The organism is Bacillus sp. V2I10, assembly GCF_030817055.1.
In the GTDB taxonomy this organism is placed as follows: domain Bacteria; phylum Bacillota; class Bacilli; order Bacillales; family Bacillaceae; genus Bacillus_P.
In genome coordinates this window covers 1-15,571 of sequence record NZ_JAUSYV010000003.1, presented here as the reverse complement: position 1 = coordinate 15,571, position 15,571 = coordinate 1, and the positions used below count along the sequence as shown (strand labels likewise).

The 15,571-nt window shown below is 35.5% G+C and carries 14 protein-coding genes, 1 pseudogene and 1 other annotated feature; of the genes and pseudogenes, 7 read left to right on the top strand and 8 right to left on the bottom strand.

Translation table 11 applies throughout. From position 1 onward, the window contains the following. Nucleotides 1-292: 292 nt before the first annotated feature. From QFZ72_RS29185 to QFZ72_RS29155, 7 genes are all read right to left on the bottom strand, one after another. Nucleotides 293-1,171, bottom strand: a complete 879-nt coding sequence (locus QFZ72_RS29185) for an aminoglycoside 6-adenylyltransferase (RefSeq protein ID WP_307440713.1) — start codon at nt 1,169-1,171, stop codon at nt 293-295. A gap of 311 nt (nt 1,172-1,482) precedes the next feature. Next, nucleotides 1,483-2,481, bottom strand: coding sequence for a tryptophan--tRNA ligase (locus tag QFZ72_RS29180; RefSeq protein ID WP_307440711.1), 999 nt, complete (start codon nt 2,479-2,481; stop codon nt 1,483-1,485). A 52-nt stretch (nt 2,482-2,533) separates the two neighbouring features. Further along, nucleotides 2,534-2,782, bottom strand: a binding site (T-box leader). 242 nt (nt 2,783-3,024) lie between these two features. Then, nucleotides 3,025-3,516 (bottom strand): DinB family protein, encoded by a 492-nt coding sequence (locus QFZ72_RS29175; protein WP_307440709.1) that lies wholly within the window; start codon nt 3,514-3,516, stop codon nt 3,025-3,027. Nucleotides 3,517-3,716: 200 nt separating this feature from the next. Further along, a complete protein-coding gene (locus tag QFZ72_RS29170) occupies nt 3,717-4,484 on the bottom strand; it encodes a nucleotidyltransferase domain-containing protein (protein ID WP_307440707.1) in 768 nt (255 codons plus the stop codon). 121 nt (nt 4,485-4,605) lie between these two features. Beyond that, on the bottom strand, nt 4,606-5,274 hold the full coding sequence (locus QFZ72_RS29165; protein ID WP_307440704.1) for a MerR family transcriptional regulator: 669 nt from the start codon (nt 5,272-5,274) through the stop codon (nt 4,606-4,608). A gap of 444 nt (nt 5,275-5,718) precedes the next feature. After that, on the bottom strand, nt 5,719-6,150 hold the full coding sequence (locus QFZ72_RS29160) for a hypothetical protein (protein ID WP_307440702.1): 432 nt from the start codon (nt 6,148-6,150) through the stop codon (nt 5,719-5,721). A 5-nt stretch (nt 6,151-6,155) separates the two neighbouring features. Then, on the bottom strand, nt 6,156-7,298 hold the full coding sequence (locus tag QFZ72_RS29155) for a ParM/StbA family protein (RefSeq protein WP_307440701.1): 1,143 nt from the start codon (nt 7,296-7,298) through the stop codon (nt 6,156-6,158). 569 nt (nt 7,299-7,867) lie between these two features. Between QFZ72_RS29155 and QFZ72_RS29150 the strand changes: the two genes are divergently transcribed. Beyond that, nucleotides 7,868-9,256, top strand: a complete 1,389-nt coding sequence (locus QFZ72_RS29150) for a primase C-terminal domain-containing protein (RefSeq protein WP_307440699.1) — start codon at nt 7,868-7,870, stop codon at nt 9,254-9,256. Nucleotides 9,257-9,454: 198 nt separating this feature from the next. Here QFZ72_RS29150 and QFZ72_RS29145 read toward each other — a convergent pair whose 3' ends face one another. Further along, on the bottom strand, nt 9,455-9,637 hold the full coding sequence (locus QFZ72_RS29145) for a hypothetical protein (protein ID WP_307440697.1): 183 nt from the start codon (nt 9,635-9,637) through the stop codon (nt 9,455-9,457). Between the two features lie 371 nt (nt 9,638-10,008). On the opposite strand from QFZ72_RS29145, the gene QFZ72_RS29140 reads away from it, so the two are divergent. From QFZ72_RS29140 to QFZ72_RS29115, 6 genes and pseudogenes are all read left to right on the top strand, one after another. Continuing rightward, nucleotides 10,009-10,692 carry a hypothetical protein gene (locus tag QFZ72_RS29140; RefSeq protein ID WP_307440696.1) on the top strand — a complete coding sequence of 228 codons (684 nt, stop codon included), beginning with the start codon at nt 10,009-10,011 and terminating at the stop codon, nt 10,690-10,692. 5 nt (nt 10,693-10,697) lie between these two features. Next, complete coding sequence (locus tag QFZ72_RS29135; protein WP_307440692.1) at nt 10,698-12,827, top strand: type IV secretory system conjugative DNA transfer family protein; 2,130 nt, start codon at nt 10,698-10,700, stop codon at nt 12,825-12,827. A gap of 13 nt (nt 12,828-12,840) precedes the next feature. Beyond that, nucleotides 12,841-13,914: a conjugal transfer protein gene (locus QFZ72_RS29130; RefSeq protein ID WP_307440690.1), complete on the top strand. Its 1,074-nt coding sequence runs from the start codon at nt 12,841-12,843 to the stop codon at nt 13,912-13,914. Nucleotide 13,915: 1 nt separating this feature from the next. Continuing rightward, complete coding sequence (locus tag QFZ72_RS29125; RefSeq protein ID WP_307440688.1) at nt 13,916-14,173, top strand: TcpD family membrane protein; 258 nt, start codon at nt 13,916-13,918, stop codon at nt 14,171-14,173. A gap of 19 nt (nt 14,174-14,192) precedes the next feature. After that, on the top strand, nt 14,193-14,681 hold the full coding sequence (locus QFZ72_RS29120; protein ID WP_307440686.1) for a conjugal transfer protein: 489 nt from the start codon (nt 14,193-14,195) through the stop codon (nt 14,679-14,681). A 51-nt stretch (nt 14,682-14,732) separates the two neighbouring features. Further along, a pseudogene (locus tag QFZ72_RS29115) lies at nt 14,733-15,571 on the top strand (ATP-binding protein); the annotation flags it as partial.

Below are 15,571 nucleotides of genomic sequence, written 5' to 3'. Positions count from 1 at the left end.
TCATTTACTAACACACCTAATTTGATTCTCTCCGTTCAAAAAATTGAACGGTTTTTTCTGTTTATCATCGTTTGTTTTTAACGTGCAACTAACATCCTTGTTCAATTAACTGGCCCGGTTGTTGATCAAACTCTTGAAACCACTCTTCAACAATCCTGCCCTTTACTTTAATAAGAAGAGGCGACACTTTGTTAAGCAATCGCCTCCGATTGTGGAATATCGATTATGTTGTCTTATTGAAGAAAAGCGCCCGATTGTTGAACAAGGAAGTTAATTGTATTATCATAATTTATTATTCAAAAGTATTAGCGTTTTTGTCTAAGTTTTTTACCTTTAATAAATATTCTCTTATCTTTTTTTCATATTCCAAAGGATATGTATATAAATTCTCTCCGATATCTTTACTTAATCTACTAAATAGGTCAGCAGTCTTAAAAAGAGCATTCCAATTATCCTCTATATTTGCACCGACAAATGTCTTCTCTAGATCTTCCCAAGTTGGTTTATCCAAATATCTTTTAAACCATCGCCCATATTTATTGGGGTTTATCTTCCAATCGTATTTTACTCCTAAATACCATTCAATTACTTTTTGTAAATAGTTAAAGCGAATTATATTATCAAGCATAAACTTAACATAATACAATTCATCACGCCAAAGACTATTTGCAACGTAGGCTGTATCTCCCCAAAAGCTATTCATAATTTCAAAATACTCTTCTTCAGTTGGTTTTTTAGTAATAAACGCTGTATATGAAGGAGATTTTATACCTTGGGTAAGGTTATCTTTATCCAGTAACACTTTATAACCATTGTCATACTCAGGTGGTATTTTAGTTTCATTAGCAAGTTTTTTTACAGACTCATTAGTAGATATTTGAAAGTCAATCTTTGTCCCATCTTCATATAGAACAAGACGAGTAATCCAGTTTTCACTTTCGATTGCTTTCAAGGGAACACGTTTTATAATTGTTCCGAAATTTTCTAACCATTTGTCGCTTTTTAAAAAAGGACCTAAATCTTTTACGAAAAGTTCAAAGTCATAATCAGTAAACATATCTATAAAGGCATTAGGGTTTGCACGTGAACTTGTTAGAATGATTGTACGAATTTCTTCATTGTTTTTAGCCCAGTCAAATAACTGTCTAAACATTTCTTTTTCTTTTTTCATTTTTATCATCTCCTATCATTTTTACATTTCTATATAAAAACTACTTATTCCTTCATATTCTTATTTAGCTAAACTGCACACGTACTCCATACTTTAACAATTAAATCTAATTTCCTTTTAAAATTTTATTCCACAAAATGGCCCGATTGTTGCAAAGAAACAAATACTCACTCTTCCATAATCCTGCCCTTTACTTCAATAAGAAGAGGCGACACTTTGTTAAGCAATCGCCCCCGATTGTGGAAGATAAATAATACTATTTAATGCTTTTGAAACCAGTGCTATATTAATCACGTTATTTTGCAAAATACCTATGCATAAAACCCAATTTTACGTTTAATTTCTTTTAAGAATGGAGCACTGATTGATCTTGCTTTCTCTGCTCCATTTTTCAAAATTTCATCTAATGTTTCAGGGGAGTCCATAAGCTCATTATATTTCTCCCGTGGTTGTTTTAAAAATCTATCCATAACATTGAACAACTCTTTTTTTGCTTCACCCCAGCCAATACCATTTAAATATTGTTCTTTCATTTTTTCTACTTCAGTTGGAGAAGCAAATTCTTTATATAACGTAAATAGAACTGACGTATCAGGGTCTTTCGGTGCCTCTGGTGGCAATGAATCGGTTTTTATCTTATTTATGAGCTTTTGTAATTTGTTTGGTTCTTCAAAAAGTGGAATTGTATTATTATAACTTTTACTCATTTTCCGACCATCTAATCCAGGCAATACAGCGGTGTCTTCTTGTATTTTGTACTCAGGTAACAAGAATGTCTCCCCGTAATTATTATTAAAACTTTCAGCAATATCCCTAGCTATTTCTACATGTTGTACTTGGTCTTTTCCAACAGGTACAACTTCCGTTTTAAACATCAAAATATCTGCTGCCATTAGAATCGGGTAGTTGAATAATCCCATATTGACACCATAATCTAAATCCTTTTGCGAGTTTTTATTGTTATCAACAATAGCTTTATAAGCATGAGCCCTATTCAATAATCCCTTTGATGCAAAACAGCTAAATATCCAGTTTAATTCAAATATCTCAGGAACATCAGATTGTCTATAAAAGATTACCTTATCAGGATCAAGCCCCAATGCTAACCATGTTGCTGCTATTCCATATGACAAATGTCGAAATTCTTCAGCATTATAGATTTTTGTTAGACCATGATAATCGGCAACAAAGTATGCTGGTTTATAATCTTGAATCTTAGCTAATTCCAAGGCTGGCTTTATCGCTCCAATATAATTCCCCAAATGAATTTGTCCCGTAGGTTTAATTCCAGTTAAAATCGTTTTTTTCATTATAAACCTCCAAATATAAAATTAATTAAATACAAAAAGGGTTACCCATCCCAAAAAGGACGAGTAACCCGTGGTGCCACCTTCATTCGTTTACAAATGTAAACGCACTTATCCGTACTGAAACAGTAAATTCGTTTCGATACTTAGTCTCTTTTAACGGTAAGACAATCCGCTAAACCTACTACTTATTTCAGTCTAGTAGCTCAGAAGCCCATTCAACAATAATACCGCACTGATTTTCACCAACCATCAGCTCTCTGAAGCGTTCTTAAAGCTTACTCTTCTTCTTCATCGCTCTCTTAGTATATTAGGTTTAATTCTAAAATATGGATAATAAAAGGTCAAGGTAGTAGTTAAGTATTATTAAATTAACTTCTTGAACAAAGAAGTTCCATAAGTTAAAAAGTGCATCTGCTTCTTGTACTAATCTGCCTCATTTTTTTGAGAACAATCCTCCACAATCCTGCCCGATTGTTGAAGATCGCCCTGGAACATAAACGCTGCATGGGTACTCCAAGAAAGCCCCCATTTGCTTAATATGAATCATTTATTGTTGAACAGATTTAGACCAATTAAATTCGCAGAGACAGGTTCTTTTCCTATTTCTCTTGCCCAAACAGAAAGTTGACCCATATGATGAACTTCGTGAACTGAAAGATGCAGAATAACTTCTATATAAAGATGGGACACATTCTCTCCCTTTTTATTTACCGCACTTAAAACATCGGTGTTTTCTACAATATAATTATCCAAGAAGTGAATGGTTCTTTCTTTTAAAATATTGGAAAATGCTATTATTTCCTCCAGTGTACTGTAATCAGAAAATATATATGTATTAGGCTCAACTTTTGCTAACCCTGTAATCCACCTTTGCTCTACATCTACAATATGAAATAGTGTATTTAAAATCCCCTTATGCCCGCCATTTCTATCTTTCATCAGTTCTTGTAAAGGTATTTCTTTGCACCATTCAAACCATCGCTGTCGAAGATTCCAATTATATTCAAACAATGCCCTTATAGTTTTAGACTCCATTCGAACCTCCTTTTATAATTGACAATTAATACTTTCAACTTTTAAATATCATATACCTTTTTTAGACTTTGGTTATTAAACAAAACTTCCCCTTAGCAATATTTAAAAAGCGCTTCCTCTTATTGAAGAAACGCGCCCGATTGTGGTTGTATGTTAATCCTTATAATGGATGTTAGTAATTAAAAATAGCATAAAAGGAGTTATTCCTCTACACGACTTTTGATTTTCCAACCATCTATATTGAAACCACCCATTTTGTTTAAAACGTATTGGCTTAACTGCTCATAGCTTTTCATCATTTCTACATCTATGTTCTCTTGTAACGCTTCAATAAACAAACTACTGAAAACAGGGTCTGGAAAAGCTTCTTTTAAATACTTTTTCTGATATAAAGGATCTGTTAAATATGAATTGATTTGATAGTAGGGAACAATATCTAGTCCGAGATAAGTACAATATTGTTGGAATAGATTTGTAAGTGAGTTGTAGTATACGAGGTAAAAGTCCGGTCTTTGTTGTTCATAACAATCTTGTAAATTGTCTCCAGTATCCCAAATTCCATATTTATTAACCTCTAAAGATACTCTATTAATGCTATTATATTTCTTTTGTATCCATTCTGCAGCTTCTATTTTTAATGATTGAATAACATTGGTTTTATCGAATACTACTTTACCTGTAATAAACTGAACCATAGACATTGTTCGACGAGTTTGGAAATCTTCTTGAAAATATTTACGAATTTGCTTCGGTGGATTAACAAAGTATTCAATAAGAAGACCATTAAAAATCTTATTTCCTCTTTCTCTCCATTCAACTTCGTTAGATAAAATTATATGCACGTCTAAGTCAGAGCGTTTAGATGGATTACCTGTTATGTAACTTCCACATACTAGTGCAGCACTTACATCGTCCCTGGTTTCCCAATCTTTAATAAACTTGTTAAGAACCATTTCCCATTTCTCCATTAGTACCCTCCTTAAAACTAGCTCACACGTACTTGTATAAGACTGCTCGGTCATTGAGGTTGCACTTCCAGCAACCAATATATCTGCACTAACTAGAGCATTATTTTTCTTGTTTGAGTATTTAAAACAGCTCCTCTTTGAGTTTTATTTCAAAGTTATTGTTTACATAATCTTTAATAAAACGGTATTTTTTATCATAATCCACTTCTGTTCTAAAAAATCCTACTCTTTTTGTCCGCTCAGATTCGGGTTTTGTAGACCACAATTTAAGTGCTTCATCCTCTAGCTTATTTTCAATCCTCTTTCGTAAAACCATATCTTGAAACCTTTGGTCTTTTTGCTCTTCCACTGATATTGGCTGAGGTAGCTGTTTTATTATTGATTCATACTGATTTTTCAACTCTTCAATCTTCGTGGCAGCTAATTCTTCAAATGAAGCACGCATTTCAATAGATAAATGCTGTTTTATAGACTCTATGTCGTCTACATAAGATGATGGAAAGTTTGAATCGTTTTTTGGGAAAGGTCTTAGATCAAAATGATTTTGAAGATCTCTTGAGATTGCAGCGAGTGACCATTTGTCTTCTCGGCGACTTTTAATAAATATCGCTATTTTTAAATCAAGGTCATCATATATTTTTTCATTGGTGTCTTCAGATCGATTGATGTAATGGATACGATCAGTCTCCAATCTTTTAAACCAACCATCAACTGTATTCATATGAAGAGATGTAATATCAAGGTTGCGTTTAATTACTTCGACAAAATCACTAATTTTCCAAAAATTCATTAGTATAAACCCCCTCTTTGTATTCTTTTGAGTAGATTAATCAGATTAACTATCTATATATGGAGTACGTATTACAAGTGGTTTATAATTTATGGAGCACTTGTAGAATAAAAGATACATGTAGATTACAAATCTTGATTTAAAAGAGTTTGAAATGAATATCGAAATATACCACATGTGATAGTTTTTGAATGTGTGCTTATTTGATATTCGGAGAACATTGTCCACTTGTAAACTCTATACCATATGTAGAATATATTAGTTGTTGATTATGATTATATATGAACTACAACTAAACCATAATAGCATATATTTTAGTGTGTTTTGAGTATAGTTTTCATTTTTACTAACTATTTAAGTAGTAAATTATCATTTATTATGTAAAATCCTTTATCTAGTTTTGTCTTATTTTGCGTAAAAAGAAAAAACCCACAAAAAGTGGGTTCAATCGTCATCGTCATCATCTTCAAAATTAAGAAACGTTTTTTGTGCAAAGTTCTTAACAGTATTGTTTACTTTAAAGGATTGAGAGTCAATATCTTCATTTTTAACTACGTTTGTATCGAAATCAAAACCTGAAGCAGGTTTGTTAATAACCTGGTAGAGAAGTTGACTAATTAAAGCTTTTGTATGTGGGTGATTTAGCCATTCTTTTTGTTCATTAGTAATTCCTTTAGGGAGAGGAACAGAAATAGTATCTTCCTCTGATGTTTTGGAAATCTTTTGAGAAATTGCTGATACAAAAAGAGGGGCGATTTCACTGCTGAATTTCCTGCCTAATCTATTTTTTCTTCTTGTTAAATATTTACTTACCGATACAGGAGTATCTTGTGGCAGACGAAACGAGATCGTTTTGCCAGGTTCAAATTGTTCCATAAAAATCACTCTTTATTTGCGGCTACTTCTTGTGTAGACAATCCTTTGCTTTGAAGATACATCAGAAGAATCTTAAAGTATGCTCGGGCAATTATCCATACGCTATCTTCTTTTGATAAGAATCGCAGGGGATAGTTTTTATCAGATGAATTAAGCTCAGTTAAATAAGGTTTTAAAACTAAAGAGCCTCCACCGATTTGATATGCGAGTCTAATATTAGGTTCGTTTCGCCACATATCTTTAATAAGTTTATACTCTTCTTTGGCCAAAATAGAAAGTTCTTGATCTACAATATCCTTGATTGAAACGCGATTGCCATTTACCCAAATGTGATTTTGTTCTTCGGGGTCTTCATTTGAGATAATCTCAACTAAGGTACGGCGACTCTTTATTGAGTATTTATGTTTAGAGTAAACTTGTTTAATAATGTTATCTAGGTACGTAGAGACACCTTTCTTGATTCCAATGCTATACTCATTATCAACTTCTGCTTCACTTGTAATTATGGCTGAATCCGTGGATAGCCCACCAATATCATTAATCAAAATTGTCTTTCCTAAAAGATCTTCATTTTTCGTTGATCCGTCATTATTGGTAGTTAAGTCTACAAATGCAGCAAAGCCTTCGGTGTTTACCAAAACTTGTTCGAATTTAATTCGAACTATTTTACCTTCAAGTTCAGGGGTTTTCAAGAATTTAACTTCATGTTGTGAATTCTTTAATTTCTTACGAAAGTCTTTTGCTTTCGCTTTTTTAGTTTCATCTAAAGGTAATCCAGTAGATAAAAAGTAAGTGGCTTCAATAATCCCATCGTCTTCTTTAAAATGATTAACTGCGTCAAATGCTAGTGAAGCTAAAAGCATAATTACAGGCTGATCGTTATCTGATTTGTCTTGATCTGGTGATAGTTCATCGTTGTTAGGATATTTTGCTGCTAAGTTACCAACTGCGTAATTTCCGTTTTTTTTCTTCAAAGCTGATGAAGTTATTTCTACATGAAGTGCATTTAAAGGATTCTTTTCCATTTCGACAATTTCTCGGTCTTTCACTTCTGCAATAACATTCGGTATGTAAATCTGGTTGTTGAGGTCTCCTAAGTAGCCCTTTACAGCATCGTTTCCAATATCAATTGAAACAAATCTTCCCATTTTTACTGTTTCCTCCTTAATAAATATGTGGTAATTAATGAATATTTATCCTTATTGTATGCTTTTTGCATGCGTTAGTCAATAGTTGCATGCCTTTTGTATGCAGTTATTTTTAGAATAAACCCTTATAAGAATAAGGGTAGACGAATGTCAAAAATGGGTGTATAGTGTTTAGTAACTTGATATATTTTGATGAATTATGCTAACTAAATTAATAGATTACGACATACATAGATCATTATTAAAACATTACAATTTTAGTGAAAATAAAAAAGACAAAAATAAAAGAGCGTGTTGGTAGCACGCTCTGAAATATGATTTCAAGCTAGCTTCACCCTAGCTCGAAACGCCTTTGTCCAGATTGTTGGTAGCAATATGGACCGTTATTAAAATTTCGTATGGGATTATAATAACAGTTTTCTAGGCTTTTTGCAATTACTTTCTCTTGTTTTTAGAGTGGTATATTTTGCAAAGAATCTAGGGATGTCAGGCGTTTTTAAGATTTTAGACTGGGGCAGCTTAGCTTGCTCCAGTCTTTTTTGTTTTCCCAAATAGGGGAGGACAAGCATATGAATGCTTATAGAGAGATTTTTGGTGATCAACTTACTGAAGCACCTAAGCGACAATCAGAAAGGCAGCAAACAGGCTATAACAGTCATTTAGGATGGGTTTTTGTTTGTAATAAATTTAATGAAAAACCTAAAGCAATACGCACTTTTCATTCTTTATATGGAGCTGCTGAAGCGTATACCTATTTCACACCAAATACTTTTTTTCGCAATGATCAGCGACATGCAGGGGCTTTACGCTGGTTAAATGCAATGGTTATTGATATTGATGTGAAAAACGATCAAAACGAATCTATGATTCTTCCTGATGTGCTGAATCTTGTATCAGAAGCTGGTCTTCCGGTGCCTTCTATGGTGGTTTCTACACCTTCAGGGGGGTTTCATGTTTATTGGTATTACAATTGTCCAAAACGTGCTTTTCCGAAGGTGACAGAGCTATACAAACACGTACAAGCTGCAATTGCAGAGGTTATGGGGGGGGACATTCAAGCCATTGGAGCTGAACGGTGGTTTCGTATGCCAACGGCAGCCAACACGTTATATCAAAGTGATAACAGGGTATCATTTGATGATTTATGCGATTGGCTATCAATCTACCATGAAGAATGCAGGGAAGAGCTATTAAAAGACCGTAAGTCCGTTTGTATTGGTTCAGGCGGTCTTTTAGGTCATGCAGCTATTAAAAAACTGTTAGAAGGTGTATCTAGGGGGCAGAGAGACAATACTTGCTATACGCTTGCTTTGGCTTTTAAAGCTTCAGGCTACAGTGAATCAGAAACAGAAGCACGCTTGCAAGAATGGAATGGACTAAACGAGCCGGCAATGAATCAGATTGATGTAAAACGAAAAGTGAAAAGCGCCTTCAAGAAAGGATCGCCAGGAGGACCGTCTTCATTTTGGATCCGTGAACTTTCCGGAATGGCATTTACTTATCAAACATGGGAGGAAGCAAAACCAAGAGAAGAACGTACATATAGCCACTTTAATGAGTGGGAAAACGATGTTATTAACTATTTGATCTCTGCAGGTGGCGAAGTTTGTGGTGGACAAAGAACGATTGCTCAAGCAATCAAATCGTCTTCAGACAGAAATAAAAACATACCATATTCAACCTTTAAAAAGGTCATAGATTACCTTATTCAACGTGGGATTGTTACCAAAAATGTTGAAGGGAAAGGACGGTCTGCTGTAACCACTCTACAGCTCGTTAAACAGTCCAAAGTGGTTCCGTTCCGGCCTAAAAATCCATCAAAAAAAAATGGGTTCAATTCAATTACATTTATAGATCAGGTGGTGGGTGGGGTTTCTTTATCTATCTCTGCGGATGTTCCTATTAGTCAAGGTTCTTCTGGTCATAGTTTATCTCTTTCTAGGGGTGCGCTACCTTGAAGCTATTTCTATGTGTTTAGTCATTGACTACCGAGAAGAACCTTATTACCATCTTATCTAATTATTCTTGATTAAGATTACTATCGCTATTTTACTGATCAAATTGATCAGTAATAAATTAAAAACGAAGTTAGGGACTTATTCAGGTGGAATTTTTAGAAAAGGCATATGGAATTTAGTCAATCCAGTATGGTTTTTTTATTTAATAAAATGGAAATTATAAGGAGAAAGGGCTAAGTACACCAAGGGGATTTTAAGGAAAAAGTTGGATACTTTTTTATACTTGTTAATGGTATTATTTTGGTTAATAAGTGATATGTAAATGTTTTCAAACCCACCATTTCTTTTGTGTAAAAGGCGTTCCAAATCAATATTTATCATAAAAACCCCCTCCTGACCATTCGCTCACTACGTAAACGAGCAAATGGTCAGGAGGAAAATGATAAATATTGATTTGGGGATAGAGGATATAAGGTGGTGTGGTGGGTTAAGTAAGAGGTGTGAGGAGAGAGTGATTAAGAGATAAAAAGATAAAAGATTAAAAGATAAGAGAGTAAGTTCAAGAGATAAGTTCAAGTAATAAGTTCAAGTGATAAAAAAAGTTCAAGGTCAAAAGAAAAACGATGGAAATAGAGGAGTAGCTGAGAGGTGGTGAAAAATGATGTTTGGGGTTTGTAGGTTGTTTGATGAGTTAGAGGTTATTACCTAAAATGAGGGGTGATCTAAATTGTTGTGGTGATGGAGGATTGTTTATGAAATTTAATGTGGTTAGTGAAAAGAGGATGAAGGTTTTACGGTTGATCGATCGTTTTGGAGTGATAGGTGTTACGCAGTTAGAAAGGTATTCAGGAATGGCAACAATGACGATCTACAGAGCAAGACAGCAGCTGGAAGAATTAAATTTTATTGAGAATAAGAGTTTTGGCCGTCAGAAGATTTGTGTGATTACGAAAGATGGCAGTGATTACGTTGGAAGTTTGAAGTTTAGTGGACCAAGTGGATATTCTTCGCTTCAACATGATTTGACGGCTGCAGAGGTTCTTTTCATTATGAAAAATCGTTATTTGCAGCAAGGTAGAAACTTAGATTTTAAAACCGAACGAGAATTAACAAGAGAATATGCGCTTACTTTAGCTAATCAAAATCAGCCAATGCGTTGGGATTACATGGCAAAGAATGTTCCTGATTTTTCTTTGTTTAATGAGGAGCGCCGAGTAGCCTATGAGGTGGAATTATCATCAAAGACTAATGCCAGGATTATTAGGAAGATGGAACAATATCGAGATTTAATAAACAGCGGTCACTATACAGATGCGATCTATCTTTGTAGGGATGAAACAATTATGAAATCCATTCAGCAATCGGCAGATGGTGTAGGGGTGAAAAATCTTCGGGTTTCTTTGCTTGATCAGGTTTTACCATCTAGTGAGGAGTGATATGAATGGGATGGTTTGATGAACAACCGAAAAAGAATGAACAGACAAACGGAGAACAACAAACAGAAGAGATGATAGGATTCTTTTCTATTTTCCTCTTATGCGTTGTGATTGTACTTCTTACAGCTGGTTCCTTTGTGATTGGTCTTTTATGTCTCGGAGTGTTTCAGCTTCTTAAGGACAAAAAGATGGTTAATCTTTTTTCGATTATAGCGGGATTACTTTTAGCAGCCGTTTTGTATTTTGAGGGATGGCGTGTATTGTTTCAACTGACAGAAGCGACTTTTACCCTTGTAGGAATGGAACGCTTTGTGAATCCAGTTGAAAATCTTATTAATAATGGCTCACCATTTCAAATGACATGGAAAGCTTGGTTAGCTTCATTGTCACTTGGTGTATTGTTTGCTCGGGCAGGAGTTGCAGTCATTGATTTTTACAGAGGAAAAGTAGTTACTTCAAAGGATGATAAAAGGTATAAATATCGCCAATCCAAGCAATTTAAGGCGATTAAAAAACACAGTCTCTCTATTACGAATCAAGTACAGGCAAATTGGCGAAAGCGTAAAGCTAAGCAATTAGAGAAGAATCAACCGATTGAAGACATCTTGCTTGGTATCGATGAGAATCGAAATGAAATTACGATGAAATCAGCGGAAACAAAACAGCATGTACTTGTTGCAGGAACTACTGGAAGTGGGAAAACCGTTGCCATTATGACATTGATTGAGACAGCTCTTATGAATCATGAAAGTGTGGTATTTGTAGATGGTAAAGGAGATTCAGAAACAATAGAAGATTTACAGTCTATGTTTGATCGGTACGGTCGCACATTGCATGTATTTAGTGAAAATACGGACCTCACCTATAATCCCTTGAAAAATGGGAATCGTTCTGAAATTACTGATCGTTTAATGGCACTCTTTGACTGGTCAAATGAGTTTTATGAAAATGAAGCGCAGGACAATCTTCAAAAAGTCGTTTATTTTCTTGATCTTTATGAAATTGATCGAGATTTAAAGAACCTATTACATTTTCTATCCGTAAAGAACTTGTACAGTGTGTTGAAAAACGACATTGTGCAGGAAAAAAGAATTGTTGAAGAGCAAGAAAAGGTGGAAAAAAGTCCTTCAACTGTTGAAAATCAGCAGTTCAAATTAAAGGTTACCGTACCTACTGATTCACTGGATGTTTTTGGTGATGCACCTTCATCCAAGAAATCCGAAGAGGTTGAATATCGAACGGTTCAAAAAGAGATCATTGTCCGTCATCAGTCCGAACGATCTAAAAAAATGATGGTATTGTTTTTTGATAAAGAAACCTTGTCTGATGAAGAAGATAAGGACATTGAAAAGGCGTTTCCACATATGCGTCAAAATCTTCAAGGCTTGCGAAGCCAGCTCTCTCAATTGGTTAATAGTGAGTTAGGAAGATTGTTGGAGGAGAAAGAAAGCGGTCTTGATCTAGTTGAGGTTATGAAACGTGGGGAAGGTGTTATCTTTTCGTTCAACTCTTTATCATATGAAAAATTCATAAAACGAATGGGTCGATTTGTCATTGCAGATACAGCTAATGCTGTAAAGGAACAATTCAAGACCAATAAAAGCGATAGGAAGGGCGTTACAGCAGTTTTTGATGAATTTAGCGCTTATGGGTCTGAAAAGGTTGCAGACATCACGGCGAGGGCTCGTAGCGCAAATATGAGGGCGGTCATTGGTATCCAGTCATTTGCTGATCTTGCCGATGTCAGTGGGGTTAATATCAAAGAAAAAGTGATAGATACCTGTAATACCATTTGGATTGGTAAACAAAATTCCTCCACAACAGCCGATGAAGCAGCGAGCATAGGGGGAACATTTTCCGACCAAGAAGTCACGTATCAGCTTGAAGATAAAGGTGGATTATTTAAGCGGATCGATCTAAAAACAGAAAAAGGAACGGTTCGGAATGTGCAAGCCTTTTATTTTCATCCTAATGAGATTAAAAGTTTTGATACTGGACAATTTGCAGTCATTCGAAAGGCGGCCAGAGGGTTATCAGAGGAAGAAAGAAGACGAGTCATTTTCTTTCGAAACCCTTTGATAGACGAAGCTCCACCATTGTGGAAAAGGCTATTCATCAAATTCCGTACAGGATGAGGGGAGATGTGAGATGAAGTTTGCGGAAAAATATCGGAATATTCGGGAAAATTCGACAGGGTTTTTGAAAGGGAATATGCCTAAGAAACAAAAAAAGGAAAGCAGAACCCTTCCCAAGCAGCGAAATATGAAAGGTATTCGCTTTATGATTTGGTTTGTCATCGGGATTATTTGTGTCAGTGCCGTTTTAGGTTTCTTGCGTGCTAACAATGCCTTAAATAAAGTGGCTGCCACTCAATCTACTATTGAGGATGTCAAAAAAAGTTTTTCCATTCAGGATTATGACGCTTATAAAAGTCCCAAAATGACACTGTTTGGTGAACAAGTCGTGGACAGCTTTATCACTATTCCAAATGACGAAGCCGAACGAAAACAAAGGATGGAAACCTTGAATACGTATCTGGCCAGTGGATTAGAAGCGGAAAGTTTTGAGGGTGTGAAGGGCTATCGAAAGCTTGAAAATAAGCATTTGTTTGACATTCAATATGGCAAAGATTCAGCAACCCTTCAATACAAAGTGACCTATACCAATATCTCTATCACAGAAAAAGAGGTAGAAAAAGAAGTCAAAGAAGGTGATAAGAAAAAGAAGGTCAAACAAAAAGTTCAGGAGGAAACGGAGCAAGTGAAAACGGCACTCTTGAATATACCGGTGCAAGCGAAGAATGGTCAATATGCTGTGATTGAAAACCTTTATTTTACGGCTGTTCCAAACGTTGAAGGCGAAGGGTTTACCGCCATTTCGAATAAGCTTCCGAATGAAAATAAGGTCACGGATAAGCAAAAACAAGAAGTAGAATCTTGGTTAAATGAGTTTTTTACCAAGTATGCTGCTGCTCCTAAAGAGGAGATGGAATACATCATGAACAATCCGCAATCCCTCGATGGATTGAAAGAATTTGTCAAAATCTCAGAACTAGGTGTCTATCAAACGAAAAATGAAGACTCCTTTACTGTAAAAGCGATCGTGACCTTTAAGGAAAAGGAAATTGACATCACGAATGAAGAGCATTTCACGATCACAGTCAAGAAAGACAGCGGTAAGTATTACGTACAAGAAATGAAAAACACATTAGGAGGAAATTGATATGTTAAACATGCTAAATAACTTGGTTCTTGGTTCATTGCCTACTCTTGGAGGAGTACGTGATTGGGTTGTTACGGAAGGCGGAAACGCTGTTGCAATTGGTTTAGTTGTATTCTCCATCTTCTTTTTATTTAAACAGCAAATTGGTCAATTTATAGGCTTTCTAGTTGTCGCAGGAGTTGTGTTCTTTGGTGTTGGAAATCCAGAAAATATGCTCAATGCTTTAAAAGAATTAGGAGACATCTTAATCGGTAATTAACAACGAAGGGGGAGAAGGGATGAAAACTTATAACTACAAAGGCATTTTTGAAGAACCTGTTACTTTATATCGACTTGGAAAATTCAGCTTGCCGTTTGGTGTTCCCCTTGCAAGAGTAGTCATTGCGCTTCTCATCTTAGCGATCATGTTCAGATACCGAACCTTTTTCAATGGGATAGGTTCCCTGATACCTGGCTTAACAGTTTTCCTGTACATCGGCATTCCGTTTGTGGTCTCTGGTCTTCTGTATAAGTTAAGGAAGGATGGAAAGAAGATTCATAACTATTTGTGGGATTTAGGAGTTTACTTGATTACTATAAAATTCCCTAAAAAGCGGTATTGCAATGACGAAGTCGTCCTTTACTCAAACGAAATCGTTCAATTAGAGCCCGTGTATTACGAGAAGAGCGTAGAAGAAGAGTACGCTGTTAAACATCCTTTAGATTTTGATGAATTGCCGATTGAACATGAGGTTGAAGAAGAACGAAAACAAGCGAATGTCTTATAAGGGCTTCTAGGGTCTCGTAGAGAGCTTTCGCAAGAGGGAGGAGTAAAACCATTGTCAATGAATTTAAAAGCGCCTATGAAGCAATTCTATAAGAATATGATGCTAACAAGAGGCGGAGATGTGTATACCTATTATTCTGTCTCTCCAGAAATGATTCCCACTAACAATGCTCAGTCTTTGCGTGAAGTGAAAGAACGATTCACTTTGTTTTTCAAGGAATTGGAGCGTTATGGAGATTTTCATCTTGAAATGTACCCTCACCAAATGAATCTAAGGGAACGCTTTGACGAAATCGAAAAGGATTTTCATGAGACTACAAGAGAAGTAGGAAAGTATTACAACAGGGAAACGATTAAGCTGCTAGAGCAAGAGCTTGGAGCCATTACTCAATATCAATTTATTTTGGGGGTTCGACTAAAAAGCATTGAAGCCATTCAGGCTGATTACTTTGCAGGAGCTTTAAAAAGTGCTTTTACAAGTGTGACCGATCAACTCATTAATATGTTTGGGATGGAACGAGAAGCTGACCATTCATTCTTTGATCGCTTCTCCCCTTTGGAAGAAGATCTCTTTCAATTAGTTCAAACGGTCGGGGGAAAGCGTTTGTCAGAAGATTCCCTCGTCTATGTTAACCGTTATACCTTCTTACGAGACATCAACCATTCTGTAGAAGAGCAAAAGAAAATTCGAGGGATAACAAACATTACCAATTGTATTATTGACCCTACGGAAATGGGCTATTTAAAGCTTTCTACACCCGAAGGGGAAACGTATATCTCGCATTTAGTCATCGACGATTTTTCATTGGATATGGAATACAGCCATTTGTTTCAGCGTGCTCAGTCACTTCCATTTCCAGTAGAAGTCCATATTAAGGCTCAATTTCAGAA